The sequence below is a fragment of the Pseudorhizobium banfieldiae genome (assembly GCF_000967425.1).
Lineage (GTDB): Bacteria > Pseudomonadota > Alphaproteobacteria > Rhizobiales > Rhizobiaceae > Neorhizobium > Neorhizobium banfieldiae.
Window position 1 is genome coordinate 4,160,974 of sequence record NZ_FO082820.1, and the last position, 15,725, is coordinate 4,176,698.

15 protein-coding genes are annotated in these 15,725 nt (G+C 63.3%); 8 read left to right on the top strand and 7 right to left on the bottom strand.

Going from position 1 to position 15,725, the window contains the following annotated elements; all coding sequences use genetic code 11:
- Nucleotides 1-68 precede the first annotated feature (68 nt).
- A complete protein-coding gene (locus tag NT26_RS20045; protein WP_052641430.1) occupies nucleotides 69-938 on the bottom strand; it encodes a carbon-nitrogen hydrolase family protein in 870 nt (289 codons plus the stop codon).
- Nucleotides 935-1,528 carry a GNAT family N-acetyltransferase gene (locus NT26_RS20050; protein WP_052641431.1) on the bottom strand — a complete coding sequence of 198 codons (594 nt, stop codon included), beginning with the start codon at nucleotides 1,526-1,528 and terminating at the stop codon, nucleotides 935-937. Before NT26_RS20050 ends, NT26_RS20045 begins: the two co-directional genes overlap by 4 nt.
- Before the next feature lie 82 nt (nucleotides 1,529-1,610).
- Here NT26_RS20050 and NT26_RS20055 point away from each other — a divergent pair, with 82 nt between their 5' ends.
- Complete coding sequence (locus NT26_RS20055; protein WP_052641434.1) at nucleotides 1,611-2,012, top strand: ketosteroid isomerase-related protein; 402 nt, start codon at nucleotides 1,611-1,613, stop codon at nucleotides 2,010-2,012.
- Between the two features lie 180 nt (nucleotides 2,013-2,192).
- A complete protein-coding gene (locus NT26_RS20060; RefSeq protein WP_052641436.1) occupies nucleotides 2,193-3,698 on the top strand; it encodes a CHASE domain-containing protein in 1,506 nt (501 codons plus the stop codon).
- A gap of 6 nt (nucleotides 3,699-3,704) precedes the next feature.
- Here NT26_RS20060 and chrA read toward each other — a convergent pair whose 3' ends face one another.
- Entirely contained in the window at nucleotides 3,705-4,940 is a 1,236-nt protein-coding gene (gene chrA / locus NT26_RS20065) for a chromate efflux transporter (RefSeq protein ID WP_052641438.1), read from the bottom strand.
- Between the two features lie 346 nt (nucleotides 4,941-5,286).
- Here chrA and NT26_RS20070 point away from each other — a divergent pair, with 346 nt between their 5' ends.
- The 5 genes from NT26_RS20070 to NT26_RS23030 all read left to right on the top strand — a co-directional run bounded on the left by NT26_RS20070 (nucleotide 5,287) and on the right by NT26_RS23030 (nucleotide 10,977).
- On the top strand, nucleotides 5,287-7,884 hold the full coding sequence (locus NT26_RS20070) for an ATP-binding protein (RefSeq protein ID WP_052641440.1): 2,598 nt from the start codon (nucleotides 5,287-5,289) through the stop codon (nucleotides 7,882-7,884).
- A 118-nt stretch (nucleotides 7,885-8,002) separates the two neighbouring features.
- Nucleotides 8,003-9,553, top strand: a complete 1,551-nt coding sequence (locus tag NT26_RS20075) for a VOC family protein (protein WP_052641442.1) — start codon at nucleotides 8,003-8,005, stop codon at nucleotides 9,551-9,553.
- A 42-nt stretch (nucleotides 9,554-9,595) separates the two neighbouring features.
- Entirely contained in the window at nucleotides 9,596-10,165 is a 570-nt protein-coding gene (locus NT26_RS20080; protein ID WP_052641444.1) for a helix-turn-helix domain-containing protein, read from the top strand.
- A 20-nt stretch (nucleotides 10,166-10,185) separates the two neighbouring features.
- Nucleotides 10,186-10,731: a GNAT family N-acetyltransferase gene (locus NT26_RS20085; RefSeq protein WP_052641445.1), complete on the top strand. Its 546-nt coding sequence runs from the start codon at nucleotides 10,186-10,188 to the stop codon at nucleotides 10,729-10,731.
- Between the two features lie 75 nt (nucleotides 10,732-10,806).
- Nucleotides 10,807-10,977 (top strand): hypothetical protein, encoded by a 171-nt coding sequence (locus NT26_RS23030; RefSeq protein WP_172972380.1) that lies wholly within the window; start codon nucleotides 10,807-10,809, stop codon nucleotides 10,975-10,977.
- Nucleotides 10,978-11,062: 85 nt separating this feature from the next.
- Here the strand turns inward: NT26_RS23030 and NT26_RS22870 are convergent, their stop codons facing one another.
- The 3 genes from NT26_RS22870 to NT26_RS20095 all read right to left on the bottom strand — a co-directional run bounded on the left by NT26_RS22870 (nucleotide 11,063) and on the right by NT26_RS20095 (nucleotide 13,740).
- A complete protein-coding gene (locus NT26_RS22870; RefSeq protein WP_156157150.1) occupies nucleotides 11,063-11,233 on the bottom strand; it encodes a hypothetical protein in 171 nt (56 codons plus the stop codon).
- A gap of 147 nt (nucleotides 11,234-11,380) precedes the next feature.
- Complete coding sequence (locus NT26_RS20090; RefSeq protein ID WP_052641447.1) at nucleotides 11,381-12,484, bottom strand: TRAP transporter substrate-binding protein; 1,104 nt, start codon at nucleotides 12,482-12,484, stop codon at nucleotides 11,381-11,383.
- Nucleotides 12,485-12,633: 149 nt separating this feature from the next.
- Nucleotides 12,634-13,740, bottom strand: a complete 1,107-nt coding sequence (locus tag NT26_RS20095) for a TRAP transporter substrate-binding protein (protein WP_052641449.1) — start codon at nucleotides 13,738-13,740, stop codon at nucleotides 12,634-12,636.
- Between the two features lie 221 nt (nucleotides 13,741-13,961).
- Between NT26_RS20095 and mbfA the strand changes: the two genes are divergently transcribed.
- Nucleotides 13,962-14,954, top strand: a complete 993-nt coding sequence (gene mbfA / locus NT26_RS20100) for an iron exporter MbfA (RefSeq protein WP_052641451.1) — start codon at nucleotides 13,962-13,964, stop codon at nucleotides 14,952-14,954.
- 57 nt (nucleotides 14,955-15,011) lie between these two features.
- Here mbfA and NT26_RS20105 read toward each other — a convergent pair whose 3' ends face one another.
- Nucleotides 15,012-15,626 (bottom strand): transglutaminase-like cysteine peptidase, encoded by a 615-nt coding sequence (locus NT26_RS20105; RefSeq protein ID WP_052641452.1) that lies wholly within the window; start codon nucleotides 15,624-15,626, stop codon nucleotides 15,012-15,014.
- Nucleotides 15,627-15,725 lie beyond the last annotated feature (99 nt).

The window sequence follows — 15,725 nt, forward strand, 5'->3', positions numbered from 1 at the left end:
GCATATAGCAGCGGTCAAAGGCGACGCATAGCCGGTAGTCGCCGGCATTTGCGACAAATGCGCTGCTTTCAGCGTGCGAACTGCTCCGGCCAGTCGCGGCGGGTGGCGACCTGGCCCTCGGTGCGCAGCCGCGCGACATCCGCAAGATCGACCTCGACGATGAGCCATGACGTTTGCTCGACGGTATCGGACGGGCTCTCCGCGACGATGCCGGAAGGCGGCATCCCGTAGTCGGAGGGAACGTAGAGCGCAGCGCGACCACGGTTCTCGTCCATCGCCGGGGACCAGGGCGCGGTGCCGGCGGTGGGCGAGGAGAGGACGGCGTACTGGTTCTCCAGCGCCCGCGCCTGGGCCCCAATCCGCACGCGGTAGCTGCCGGCCAGCGTGTCGGTGCAGGAAGGGGCGAGCACCAGGTCCACGCCGAGATCGGCCAGCTTCCGGCCGAGCATGGGGAATTCGTTATCGTAGCAGATCAGGATGCCGAGCGTGCCGAGGTCGGTCTCGAAGGCCTTCAGACCATCGATGCCGGCGGCGATCCCCCATTGCTCGCGCTCGAAGCGCGTCATGATCTGCTTATCCTGGTGGCCGATCAGCCCGTTCGGGCCGAACAGCCAGGCGCGGTTGCGATACTGCCCGTCAGGATCGAGGACAGGGGCCGAGCCCGGCTGGAAGACGATCCGGTGCTTGCGGGCGAGCGCCTCGCACAGCTCCAGCCAGCGCGGGATCAGCGGCTGGATGCCGGCGATCGACCCATGCAGGTCGGAGCGGGTGGCGGCATCCAACTGGCCCGCGAGCACCAGACCGGCATATTCCGGCATCAGCAGCAGTTCCGCGCCCTGGGCGGTAGCCTCTTCCACGAGCCGGGTGAGGTGGCGGAGATAGTCGTCCCAGCCCTCGATCAGCTCGATGGCATACTGGCAGGCGGCGAGCTTGATCATGCGGCAAGGTCCTTGATCCAGAAGGAGAGCGGCTTCGGGCTTTCGCTCGTGTCGTCGAGGTCACGCCAGGTGAAGGAGGTGCGGAGCTCGGGGTGATGGCGGTAGCCGCGCTTGTGCCAGAAGGCGTCGAGCGGCACGTAGTCCCTCGGGCGGCGGGGGTGGTCTGACGGACGCTCGACGGCACAGAAGGTCGTGTAGCGGAGGCCGAGCTGGCGCGCCTGTGCTTCCCGCTCGGCGAAGAAGGTGACACCGATGCCGCGGCCCCGATAGGCGGGCAGGAGAACACTTTCGCCGAAGTAGAAATAGTCCGCGGGGTCGCGTCCGGATGCGAGGAAGGGCGCCTTCACCTCGTCCGTCTCGGTCGTCATCGGCGTGCCGGTCGACGCACCGACGACCGTGCCGTCGTCGATCGCCAGGACGAAGATCGACCCTTGCGAGCGGGCGTAGGTGGCGAGGTAGCGCTCCTCATAGGCGAGGTCGCCATCATAGAGATAGGGGAAGTCGCGGAAGACGGCGATGCGCAACCGCGCGACATCGGTAAACCGGGCGGCAGCCTCGGCGCCGGAAAAGGTTTTGATTTCGAGTGTCATAGATTATGTTCAGCCGGTTGCGATGTCGTTATACCGTCGCCTTCCAACCATTCCAACCCTCTGCCAGACCCCGGGGACACGCATGACCGCCACCGAGACCGTCCGCGCCTATTACGATGCCTTCAACGCGAAGGATATGGAGCGCTTCCTGGCGCTGCTGACCGACGACGTGGTTCACGACATCAACGAGGGCGAACGGCAGGTGGGCAAGGACGCCTTCGCCAAGTTCATGGATCACATGAACCGCTGCTACCGCGAGCGGCTGACGGACATGGTGGTGATGGCGAGCGATGACGGCCGGCGCGCCGCTGCGGAATTCGTCGTCAACGGCGAGTATCTGGCAACCGACGAGGGCCTGCCGGAGGCGAGCGGCCAGACTTACCGGCTGCCGGCCGGCGCCTTCTTCGAGCTCCGCGACGGCAAGGTCGCGCGGGTTACCAACTACTACAACCTCAACGACTGGATTGCGCAGGTCGGGGCGTGAGCGCGCAGGATGCGCCATCCTTTCGCCACCAGGGTCAATTTGCAGCCGTAATCCTGCGGGATAGGGCGTGGGCAGGACGATCCGTTCAGCGGACGCCGACAGGGGCGCAGGGCAAAAGGACAGGGGACGCTGAGTAGGCAAACGGGACAACGAATAGGCCCGCTCATCGCGGGCGCCGCCGTGCTGCTCCTGGCGCTCGGGACCGCGGGCGTGATGGAGCGCATGCGGTCCCAGCAGAACCTCCACGACCTCGGAATGCTGGCCGAGCGGATCGAGGGGCGGATTGCGGCGCAGACCTCCCTCCTGTCCTTCCTGCGGTCATTCCTGGTGGCCAATGACTACAGGGTGGATGTTGCCGATATCCGCCATTTCCTCAATCTCGGTCAGGAGAACGATCTGACCGGCGGCATGCAGGGCATCGGCATCGCCCTCTTCCAGCCGACGGAGGACACGGCGGCTGCGCTGGACATCCTACGGTCTTCCTATGGGGGCGACCAGCGCATCTGGCCGGAGACGGACCAGCCCTACCGTTTTCCGATCGTACTCCTGGAACCACCCGACGACCGAAACCGTGCGGCCTATGGCTACGACATGTATTCGGAGCCGATCCGGCGTGAGGCGATGGAGCGGGCCTGGCGCACGGGCAAGGCAGCGGCGACTGCGCCGGTCGAGTTGGTGCAGGAGATCACCCAGCAGAAGCAGGCAGGCTTCCTCATCTACCTGCCGGTCCTTTCGCCGGACGGGCAGTCCATCCACAGCATGGTCTATGCTCCCTATCGGATCGGCGACCTCATGGAGACGGCGCTATCGGTGCCGACGGACCTTGGGGTCGAGGCCCGGCTCGTCGATGCCAAGACCGGAACGGTCATGCTGGAGCCGGAACAGCGCGTGGCCTGGCAAGGCAGATTCCCGATCACGGTCGCCGACCGGGAATGGGTCATCCACCTCGCCTTCCGAGATCCGGGCAGCCTTTTCTCTCGTCCTTCCATCATCACCCTGCTGGTGGGTGGGCTCGTCGCCGTCCTGCTTCAGCGCCTCCTGCAGCAGCGCGAGCAACGCATTGCGGCAGAACGCGAGGTGGCCCGCGAGGCGCGCCTAGCTGCAGAGCAGCGCGGTCTTCTCCTCGACGAGAGCAAGCATCGTCTCAAGAACTCGATTGCCCGAATAGCGGGGATAGCGAGGCTGGCTGCGCGCGAGGCGACGAGTAAGGAGGAGTTCCTGTCGGCACTGGAGCGACAACTCCAGGCGCTGGCCGCGGCGCAGGATCTTCTCAATCCCACGCACGGCGGCGGAGTCGACCTGGAGGCACTTCTGAAAGCCGAACTCGCCTCGGTGGGCGGAAGCACCGATGCGGTTACCTTCGACGGACCGCCGCTGACGCTCGACTCGAACCAGGCGCAGGCCTTGGGATTGGTGCTGCATGAACTTTTGACCAATGCCCTGAAATATGGCGCGCTCGGCCATGCCGGCGGGTCTCTCGACGTGCGCTGGACGACGGCCTCCGGCGCGAGACTGGAGTGGGTGGAGCGCAGCGACAGCATCGTCGATCTCGAAGCGAGCGGCTTCGGCACGCGGCTGATCGAGACGCTGGTGAAGCGTCAGCTGGGCGGAACCCTCTCCCGCACGGTCGAGGAGGGATGCTACAGGCTGGTCATCGAATGGCCGCTGAAGCAGGTTGGCGTTTAGACCCCGTCACGCCAGGGCAAGCCCGGCACCGCCCAGGGCCATGACCAGGACCACGATCCAGGGCGGCGCCCGCCAGACCACCAGCAGCAGGAAGCCGGCAAGCGCGAGCGCAAAGTCGTAAGGGCTGAGGATGGCACTGGTCCAGACCGGGTTGTAGAGGGCGGAGCCGAGGATGCCGACAACGGCGGCATTGGCGCCCCGCATCGCTGCCTGTGCAAATGGCCTTTTGCGGAAGCGGTCCCAGAAGGGCAAGACACCGACGAGCAGCAGAAGGCCTGGCGTGAATATCGCAATCAGCGCGATCGCGGCGCCCGCTATGCCATTGGGCACTGACCCCATGACGGCCCCGAGATAGGCGGCAAAGGTGAAAAGCGGACCGGGCACCGCCTGGGCTGCGCCATAGCCGGCGAGGAAGGCGTCATTCGTCACCCAGCCCGGAGCCACGACTTCGGTCTGGAGCAGGGGCAACACCACGTGGCCGCCGCCGAAAACCAGTGCTCCGGCCCGGAAGAAGGCATCTGCAAGGGACAGACCCTGCGCCTCCAACACGACGGCTAGGATCGGCAGCCCGAACAGCAGGAGGAAGAAGACCAGCAGACAGATCATGCCGACGCGGCGCGGCACCCTGAAGGAAAGGTGACTGGACTCCACCGCTGGCCCCTGGCGGCAAAGGATGAGACCAGCCAGCGCGCCGACAAGGATTGCTGCGACCTGTCCTGCCGAACCTGCAGCCACCACGACGATGATGACGGCCGCCAGCGCGATCCCTGCGCGCGGCCTGTCCGGTGTGAGGCTCCTTGCCATGCCCCAGACCGCCTGCGCCACCACCGCGACGGCAACCGCCTTGAGCCCATGCAGCAAGCCCGTGGCGACCGGACCGTCGAGGGCGGTAGCGGCGAATGCGAAGACTACGAGCAGTGCTGCCGAGGGAAGGGTGAAGGCTGTCCAGGCGGCCAATGCCCCAAGCGGCCCGCCACGCAGAAGCCCGAGTGCAAACCCTACCTGGCTGGATGCGGGACCCGGGAGGAACTGGCAGAGGGCCACCAGATCGGCGTATCCGGCTTCCGTTATCCACTTGCGGCGCACCACGAGCTCGTCCCGAAAATAGCCGAGATGCGCAATGGGGCCGCCGAAGGAGGTAAGCCCGAGCTTCAGGAAAGCTCCAAACACTTCCGAGGGTGTTCCACGCTCAACTGTCGCGGCGGCTGGCTCGGAAGGGGGCGATGCGGTGGATTGCGTCAATGGGCGGTCCTTCGCATGACGTGGCTGGCGCGGGGCAATGGCAGTCGGAGCGGTAACGCTACGACAAACTGATGACAAGCGGGCGATCATCCTGGCATGATCAGGCAAGGATGTGCACTGGAGCGCGTGGGTCAAGCTCGAGAGCGGTCGCACAGTTCATCCTCCTGCCCCGAGGCGCGCGTCAAGCGCCCCCGCCTTCGGGACCCGGAGGAGACAAAATGGCTAGGTAACGCCGCCAATTAGCGTCTTCTGCGGCACTTCACTTCGCGACCTCAAGCCCTAATTCTGCTCCTCAGCGGATCAGGGGCCCATGGCAAGCAGCATATTCCCATCATCGACAGGCTTGATGGCTGACAAGATCAGGTCCTTCCCCTGGGCGCGGACCCCGCTCGGACCGATCGAGTCCTGGTCACCTGCCCTCAAGATTTCAGTCGAAGCAGTCGTTGCGTCGAAGTTTCCGCAGTGCCTGTTCTGGGGCCCGGATCTGATCGCGATCTACAATGACGAATTCCTGCCGATACTCGGTGCCAAGGAAGAGGCGCTGGGCCAGCCCCTTCGGGTGACATGGAGCGAAACCTGGGAGGCACTGAGGCCGATCGCGGAGGATGCGCTGGCGGGCATAGCCGGTTACCACGAAGACTTCCCGCTGCAGACCACACGCCATGGCCATACGGAAACGGCCTACTTCACCTTCTGCTACGCCCCGGTCCGTGACGAGAACGGCACCGTGCTCGGTATGCTGGACACGGCCATCGAGACGACGGATGCGGTCCACGGTCGAAGGAGCCTCATTTCCGAACGCGAGCGCTATCGACAGATGTTCGAGAATGCTCCGGGTTTCATGGCGATGCTGAGCGTACCGGATTTCCGCATCGAATATGCCAATCCCGCCTATATGCGGCTGGTCGGCGACCGCGACGTCATCGGCAGGAAAGTCATCGACGCGCTTCCCGAGGCGGTTTCGCAAGGATATCTCGAGATTCTGCAGGAGATCCTGCAGTCCGGAAAGGCTTATGCGGCCGCGGGAAAGCTCTTCACCTTCATGCCTCCTGCTGCAGCCCAGGCACAGGATCGATATCTGGATTTCGTCTACCAGCCCATCCGGAGCCCGGGAGGCGAAATCACCAACATCTTCGTGTCGGGCTCCGATGTCACCGAGAGAACACTGGGCGAAGAGACGCTGAGACGCTCAGAGGCACGGCTGCGATTCCTGGACGACCTGGCAAAGGAGACGGGCAAGGGCGCAGATGCCGACACCATTCTGGCGGTCACGACCAGAATGGTGGGCGAGTACCTGAGGCTGTCCAACTGCGCTTATGCGGACATGGACGACGATGAAGATGGATTTACCATACGCGGCGACTGGGCCGCCGAGGGCTCACCTTCCATCGTCGGTCATTACAGCCTCGCCGCCTTTGGAAGGCTTGCGGTTTCCAACCTGACCCGAGGCCTGCCTCTCATCGTCAACGACAATCTCCGAGAACTCGCGCCGGAAGAGGCCAAGACGTTTCAGGATATCGGTATTGCCGCCACGATCTGCATGCCCCTCCTGCGGGGCGGAAAACTCACCGCATTGATGGCGATCCACGACAAGGTGCCGCATACCTGGTCGGCCGAGGAGCTTGCGCTCATACGCGAGGTCACCGAACGGTCCTGGGCCCACATCCAGCGTGTGAGGGCGGAGGCGGAACTGCGGAGCACGGCCGAGGCGCTTGCTGCACTCAACGCGTCGCTTGAAGCCCGTGTGGAAGAACGGACCGCTGCTCTGGTCCAGGCTGAGGAAGCACTTCGCCATTCCCAGAAGATGGAAGCGGTTGGGCAACTCACCGGCGGTCTGGCCCATGACTTCAACAACATTCTCGCCGGGATCGGTGGCAGCTTAGAGCTGATGAACACACGTCTATCCCAGGGCAGGATCGCGGATGTGGACCGTTATCTGCACGGGGCGCAGTCTGCGGTGAAGCGGGCCGCGGGATTGACGCAGCGCCTCCTTGCCTTTTCCCGGCGCCAGACGCTTGATCCGAAGCCAGTAGACCTCAATCGGCTGGTGGCGGGGATGCAGGACCTGATCGCGCGGAGCGTCGGTCCGTCTGTCGCAGTCGAAGCCGTCGCGGCCGGAGGGCTCTGGACAACCTTTGCTGACGTCGGCCAGCTGGAGAATGCCTTCCTTAACCTCTGTATCAATGCGCGCGACGCGATGCCGGACGGTGGAAAGGTCACCATAGAAACCGCCAACCGATGGATGGATGAACGCGCCGCTCGCGAACGTGGGTTGGCGCCGGGGCAATATGTGTCATTGTGCGTGAGCGATACCGGGACAGGGATGTCTTCCGAAACGATCGCACGCGCTTTTGACCCCTTCTTCACCACGAAGCCGACCGGCCAGGGCACCGGACTTGGGCTCTCGATGGTATACGGGTTCGCGGGGCAGTCGGGCGGATCCGCGCGCATCTATTCCGAGGTCGGTCAGGGGACCATGGTGTGCCTTTACCTGCCGCGTTACGCCGCCGAAGCGCCTGATGAGGAGGAATTCGAGCGTGAGCCCGAAGCGCCACGAGCATCGGGCAGCCAGACTATCCTGGTGGTCGATGACGAGCCTCTTGTGCGTATGGTTGCGGTCGAGATCCTGACGGAACTGGGATACGACGTCCTGGAGGCCGACGACGGGCCATCGGCAATGAAACTGCTCCAGTCGCATCGGGATATCTGCCTGTTGCTGACCGATGTGGGCCTGCCCAACGGCATGAACGGTCGCCAGCTTGCTGATGCCGCCAGGCTGGGCCAGCCGGACCTGAAGGTTCTCTTCATAACGGGCTACGCTGAAAACGCCGTTCTGAACCACGGCCATCTGGAACGCGGCATGCAGGTCATGACCAAGCCGTTTTCCGGGGAAGCGCTCGCGAGGCGGGTGAACGACATCATCAAGGGCGAACAAGGCGGTTGAACCCGTAACCGTCAAAGGCCGCAACAGGACATCAGCAGCCTTTCATGCCAAACCGATTCATCCTATCCCGCCGCCGCGGGAGCAATTACGGTACCGTTATCGCAACCGGAACCCGCTCATGTCTGCCTTGTCCTTCGCCACCGGAATCCATCATGTCACGCTGATTACCCGGCGGGTGCAGGACAATGTCGATTTCTATGTCGGCTTCCTGGGGCTCCACCTGGTGAAGCGCACCGGCGGCTTCGAGGATGCCGAGCAACTGCATCTGTTCTACGGCAATGCAGAGGCAGAGCCGGGCACGCTCGTCACCTTCCTCGTCTGGGAAGACGGCGCGCCGGGGCGGGTCGGCAATGGGCAGGTTTCCGAGATCGCCTTCTCCGTACCGCAGAACACGATCGGCGAATGGCTGACGAGGGCGATCACCCACCGGGTGCCGGTGGAAGGCCCGTTGCACGAATTCGGCGAGACGGTGTTGCGGTTGAAGGATCCAGACGGGATCATCGTCAAGCTCGTGGCGAACGGGCCTCCGATGCCTGACATGCCGGCGGACGGCCTGGCGGTGCAGCGCCTGCGTGCCGTCACCCTGCTGACCGAGACGCCGGAGGAGACGGCGGCATTCCTCGGCCGCTTCGGATATCGCCCGGGGCCCGCCTCCGGCACGCTGCAGAGGATGCTTTCCGACACCGATGCGGTCGACGTGCGGGACGCCAGTGGCTATGTGCTGGGGGTTCCCGGAACCGGGACGGCGGATCATGTCGCCTTCCGCGCCGCCGACCTTGCGGCCGTCGAACGGGCCGAGGCGGAGCTTTCCAGGCGCAACGCCTCCCCGACCACGCTCCACGACCGGAAGTACTTTACCTCGCTTTACGTCCGCGAACCGGGTGGAACGCTGATCGAGTTCGCGACCGACGGTCCTGGTTTTGCGATCGACGAGGAGCCAGGCCATCTCGGCGAGACGCTCTTCGTGCCGCCGCACGACCTTGAGCGGGCGGAAGACCTGAAGGTGCTGCTGCCACAGTTCTCCCTGCCGGGCGAGCCGCGCATGCCGCGCCGTAACCTCCCCTTCGTCCACCGCTTCTTCGTGCCGGAGACGCCGGGAGATGAGGCACTGGTGCTGCTGCATGGCAGCGGTGGCAACGAGGCGGCGCTGATGCCGCTTGCGCATCGGGTCGCGCCGCAGGCAACGCTTCTCGGCGTACGGGGCCGTGCGGCGGAGGAGGGTTTTCCCCGCTGGTTCCGGCGCCTGCCGGCGGGTCGCTTCGACCAGCAGGACATCCGCAGCGAAGCCGAGGCCTTCGCCGCCTTCGTTGAAGGCGGCATGGATGGTTACCGGCTTGATCCGGAGCAACTGGTCTTCCTCGGCCAGTCCAACGGCGCCAACTTTCTGGCGGCGGTCATGGCGCTCCATCCGGGACTTGTGCGCCGCGCCATCCTGCTGCGGCCCATGCTGGTTCTCGAAGAGCCGCCGGTTGTCGATCTCACCGGGACGGACGTGCTGATGGTAAGTGGCAGGCTGTATATTGCTGCACCGTCGGCGCGCCAACTGGTGGCCTGGCTGAGGGCCTGTGGGGCGCGGCTGACGAGCCACGTAATCGACGCTGGCCATCCGCTCACCGACCAGGATCCGCCATTAGTCAGGGAATGGCTGGAGAGCCAGCGCCAGATATGAAACACAGTTGACTCCATTATAAGAGACGTCCATTCTTTCATAATGGAAAGCGTTCCAATCGATCGATCAATTGCCGAGCGTGTACGGATCCTGCGGGCAGAGCAGGGGCTGACCCTGGACGAACTCGCGGAACACTCCGGTGTCAGCCGGGCAATGATCTCCCGTGTCGAAAGGGCAGAGGCAAGCCCGACGGCAGCGCTGCTGGCGCGGCTGTGCGAAGCACTGGGAATGACGCTGTCCGGCTTTTTTGCCGAGGTGACGGATGTCTCGTCGCCGCTCAGTCGGCAGCAGGAACAAAGGCTCTGGCGAGACCCGCATACGGGTTACCTGCGCCGATCGGTTTCCCCGCCGGGCATGCCGAGCCGGGTGGACATCGTGGAGGTGGAGTTTCCGCCGGGCGCCCGGGTGAGTTTTCCGCCGCGCGCCGAGAGCCGCTCGATGACCCAGCATGTCTGGCTGCTGGAGGGGGAGTTGCAGATGACGATCGGCGAGACGGTGCACCATCTGCAGCCGGGCGACTGTCTGTTCATGGATCTCGGCGACGCCTTCGACTTCCACAATCCCGGTCAAAGTCCGGCAAGATATGCGGTCATCCTCGACCGCGGACGGTGAGGAAAGAGAGGAAGGACACGATGGCGACGATCCACATCGCCGACGCTGATGCAGCAAGCGCAGCCATACCGGCACTTTGCGAGGTTCTCGCCGACTGCATCAATGGCGGTGCCTCTCTGGGCTTCATGCTTCCCTTCACGCCCGAGGATGCGACGGGGTACTGGGGGCAGGTCGCCGAGGAGGTCGAGGTGGGTCGGACGATCCTGGCACTCGCGGAGCTGGAGGGCAGGGTGGTCGGCACGGTGCAGGTCGGACTGGCGACCAAACCGAACCAGCCGCATCGCGGCGACCTGATGAAGCTGCTCGTGCACCGTTCGGCCCGCGGCCACGGCCTATCGCGCCCGCTGATGGACGCGGTGGAGGCCGAGGCGGCGCGACGCGGCCGCACACTGCTGGTATTGGATACGGCCACCGGCAGCGAGGCGGAACGCATCTACCCACGTTTCGGTTGGGAGCGGGTAGGCATGATACCGGAATATGCGATGTGGCCGGATGGCGGGTTCTGCGACACCACCTTGTTCTACAAGCGGATTGGTAGCTATGCGTTGCCGGGTGCGTCGTCCTGACGCCCTGAATAAAGGAACATCGAGCTTTGACCGTGGTTGAGTCTGGGTCACCAACTCAAAAGACGGAGACGAAGCATGACGAAGAGTGACGTGAAGGAAGCCATCAAGCGCGCCGAGAAGCAGGTTGAGAACACCAGTGCCGGCGGACATCTGGGTGGGACCTATTACGGTCAGGAGCCGGACGGCAAGACAGCGTCCAGCAACTCCAATGTCGGGCGCAACCGCCCGAATACGGGCGCTGCCTAGGCAGCCCAATCCAAGAGTTTCGGGCCCCGCCATGTGCGGGGCTCCTCTATTTGGGGAATGTCACGGGGTATCGGAGCGGGAGGTCTTAGCGGACCACGGCAGCGTTCAGGTCCTTGGCGAGATAGACGCGCGGCGCGGATGGGCCATCGTCCATCGTTGCCGCGACGAAGCTGCCGCCGGCAATGACGAGGAGCATGAAAAGGACAGCGGTGCCGAGGCCGCCCTTGGCCTGGCGCGGGGGGTGGTGGTATGCCATGAAGTCTCTCCGGTGTGGTATGCACAGAACGGATGAGGGGGCTTGGCGTTCCCACGAATGTGGCCGAAAAGTAGCGTTACCTAATAATAAAAAAAGCCCCGCACTTGGCGGGGCTTCGGGTTCTGCGCCGAGGGGGCTGCCTGAGGCCTACAGCGCACCATTGCGTTGCTGGATCATCATGAAAGTGTCGAAACTGTACTCCGCCACCTGAGCCCAGAGGTAGGCGTCCTTCTTGAAGGCCAATTGGCTGTCATAGAGCTTCTTGAAGTCGGGGCTCTTTTCCGAAAGCTCCGCATAGGTCTCCATGGCCGCCTTGTAGCAGGCTTCCATCACCTCCTGGCTGAAGGGCTTGAGGATGGCGCCTTCGGCGACCAGTTGCTTGAGGGCCGTTGCATTCTGCGCGTCGTAATTGGCCAGCATCTTGTTGTTGGCGGAGGCACAGGCATTGGCGAGGATCTGCTGATAGCTCTTCGGCAGGCCGTTCCACTTGTCCAGGTTGAAGAAGGCATGCATGGCCGGGCCGCCTTCCCACCAGGCGGGATAGTAGTAGTACTTGGCGACCTTGTGGAAGCCGAGCTTCTGGTCGTCATACGGTCCGACGAATTCCGTTGCGTCGATCGTACCCTTCTCCAGAGCCGGATAAACGTCGCCGGCCGCGATCTGCTGCGGCGTGACGCCCACCTTCGTCATGATCTGCCCGGCAAGGCCGGCGATCCGCATCTTCAGACCCTTGAGATCGTCGATCGTATTGATTTCCTTGCGGAACCAGCCGCCCATCTGGGTGCCGCTGTTGCCCGCGGGCAGCGCGTAGAGGTTCCGCGGAGCCAGGAACTCGTTGATCATGTCCGTACCGCCCGTCTCGAACCACGCATTGGTCATGCGCGCATTCAGGCCGAACGGTATGGCAGTTCCGAGCGCAAAGGCCGGATCCTGGCCGATGTAGTAGTAGGAGCAGGTATGGGCCATTTCGACCGTGCCATTGGCAACGGCATCGGCGGCCTGGAGGCCCGGGACGATCTCGCCGGCAGCGAACACCTGAATGGTGAACCGGCCATCGGTCGCGTTCTTGACACTGTCGGCGATCTCGTTGGCGGCGCCGAAGATGATGTCGAGGTTCTTCGGGAATGACGAGGTGAGCCGCCAGGTGATCTGCGGCTGCTCCTGGGCGATGGCCGGGGCGGCAAGCGTGGCGGCCGTTGCGGCGCCCGCGCCGGCCGTTGCGGCCTGTCTCAAGAATCTTCTGCGGTCCATGGGTGTTCTCCTGGTGACAAATGATGGCCGGTTCGCCCGTTAGTTAAGGCTCAGAATCCGGCGGCCGCAAGCGGGATCCGGTGTGGCGGCCATCCCGTCGCTGCTAGAATGTGGGAGAGCCCTGGATCGGGCTCTCCCATTGCATGGAGTCAGAGCGTGCCGTTGCGCTGCTGGATCATCATGAAGGTGTCGTAGCTGTACTCGGCGATCTGCGCCCAGAGGTAGGCGTCCTTCTTGAACGCCTGCTGGCTGTCGTAGATCTTCTTGAAGGCCGGGTTGCTCGCCGAGATCTCGGCATAGGTTTCCTGCGCCGCCTTGTAGCTGGCGTCCAGGATTTCCTGGCTGAAGGGTCGCAGGATCGCGCCGGCAGCCACCAGTTCCTTCAGGGCAAGCGGATTGCGGGCATCGTAGCGCTCCAGCATGCTGGCGCTGCCGGCAGCGCAGGCATCTTGCAGGATACGCTTGTAGTTGTCCGGCAGGCTGTTCCACTTTTCGAGATTCACGAACGCGTGGACGGCCGGGCCGCCTTCCCACCACGCCGGATAGTAGTAGTACTTCGCGACCTTGTGGAAGCCGAGTTTCTGGTCGTCATACGGTCCGACGAACTCCGTTGCGTCGATCGTGCCCTTCTCAAGTGCGGCATAGACATCGCCGCCGGCGATCTGCTGCGGCGTGACGCCAACCTTGCTCATGACCTGGCCGGTGAGGCCGGCAATGCGCATCTTCAGGCCCTTGAGGTCTTCGATCGTGTTGATTTCCTTCCGGAACCAGCCGCCCATCTGGGCGCCGGTATTGCCGAGCAGGATGGAGTGGATGTTGTAGCCGGACAGGAATTCGTTGAGCAGTTCATTGCCGCCGGCCTGGTTGAACCAGGCATTGGTCTGGCGTGCGTTGAGGCCGAATGGGACAGCGGTACCGAGCGCGAAGGTTGGATCTTTGCCGACATAATAGTAGGCGCACGTATGGGCCATTTCGACCGTGCCGGAACTGACGGCATCTGCCGCCTGCAGCGCCGGGACGATTTCGCCGCCCGCAAAGTGCTGGATCACGAAATTGCCATTCGATGCTTCGCGAACGTGCTCCGCGACGATTTCCGCCGCACCGAAAAGGATGTCGAGGCCCTTCGTGAAGGAGGATGTCATCCGCCACGTGATCTTGGGATTTTCCTGGGCGATCGCGGGGGTGGCAAGTGTAGCCGCCGAGCCGGCGAGGATGCCGGCCGTGCCGGCCTGACGGATGAAGTTTCTGCGGTTCATGGGAGAATGCCTTTCTGAATAGAGCGCGCGGCCGAGGCCGCAGCTTTCGGCCTTGTACGGCGATCATTTCCCGAACGGCAAGCCCGACAGGTCGATGATTGCGTAAAGCCGGGTCACCAAATTGCGATTGTTGCGTCGGCGCCTCCTGTTCTGGCTGCGCCCTGAGGTTGAACCTCTTATCGAAATGCCTTAGATTAGAATAATTCTAAAAGAGGTTTTCAATGTTTGCTACCCTTCTTCCCTACGCACTTTCGTCACGCCGCTCCTTTGATTCTCTCAGCGAAGAAGAAATCCTCGCCCTGGCAATCGGTGCGGAGGAGGAGGATGCCCGCATCTACAAGGCCTATGCCGACAACCTTCGTGAGCGATATCCGGCCTCCGCGAAGGTGTTCGAGGACATGGCCGACGTGGAGCAGACCCACAAGAACATGCTGATCGAGATGTTCCGCTCCCGTTTCGGCGAAGACATCCCGCTCATCCGCCGCGAACACGTTCGCGGCTTCTATGCCCGGCGGCCTGACTGGCTCGTTCGCAACCTGGCGCTCGAGACAATCCGCGATCAGGCGCGTGCAATGGAGAAGCAGGCCTTTCGCTTCTACACCGAAGCGGCAAAGCGGGTGAGCGATGCCTCGACACGACGGCTTCTCGGTGACCTTGCGCTCGCGGAACAGGGCCATGAGGAAATTGCCCAGGCTCTTACGGAAAAGCATGTCGGCGAGGGGGAGCGGGAAGAGGAAGACGCGACCGCGCATCGCCAGTTCATCCTGACCTATGTTCAGCCGGGACTGGCAGGACTGATGGACGGATCGGTCTCCACGCTGGCGCCGATCTTCGCCGCCGCCTTCGCCACGCAGGACACCTGGTCGACCTTCCTCATCGGCCTTTCGGCTTCGGTCGGTGCCGGTATTTCCATGGGATTCACCGAAGCCGCCCATGACGACGGCAAGATTTCCGGACGCGGCTCACCCGTGAAGCGGGGCCTCGCTTCGGGCATCATGACCGCGATTGGGGGTCTCGGACATGCGCTGCCCTACCTGATCCCGCATTTCTGGACTGCAACCATTCTCGCCGGCATTGTCGTCTTCGTGGAGCTTTGGGCAATTGCCTTCATCCAGAACCGTTACATGGAAACGCCCTTCATGCGGGCGGTGATGCAGGTGGTGCTCGGAGGATCGCTAGTGCTGGCGGCCGGCATCATCATCGGACATGGATAGCAAGCGGACACAAAAAAAGCGGGCCTAGCCCGCTTTTCTGTCGGATGAGGACCGGGTTCAGCGCAGGGCGCCGACGACGACGTCGCTGCCGTTCTCGATGCTGACCCAGCGGCCGGTGCTGAAGGATGCCTGCCGCTTCAGGTAGGTGTAGGAGGTCTCGTTCCAGAGCTTCACGTCCGGATCAAGGTTGTCGAGGATGAAGTCGCCCTGCGCGGTGCGGACCGTCAGGACGGCATGTCCTTCGCCATCCGGCTTGCGGACGACGGTGATGAGAAGGTCCGAAAGCGAGAAGCCCTTGGCGGCGAGCTCACGCCGCTTCAGCAGCGCATAATCCTCGCAGTCACCGACGTCCTTCGGATAGACCCAAACTTCTTCGCGACCGTAGATATCCCTGTCCGTCATCGCCTTGATCCGCGAATTGACCGACTGGTTGATGTTCTTGACGATCGCCCACCCATTGGGGGTCAGCTTTGGAGCCGGGCTGGAAGCGAGCCGCGTGTTGCATTCGCCAGGGTTCTGGCGGCAGAACTCATAATGCCCGATCGGCTGGGACGTCACGTCCCCTGTCACCATATGCGCCTGAGAGCGCGGCGCCGGCACCGCGGCTGACGTCGGCGCAAGTATAGATGCGAGGATCACAGCAATCAGCTGTGCCTTCAAGGCAATTCTCATGGACCCGTCCCTTCAAGTCTTAACAAAACGTTAAGTCGGGGCGGGTCGGACTGTCAATCGATCAACTTTTAGGGATTCATTCTCATAGTGATTATGGTT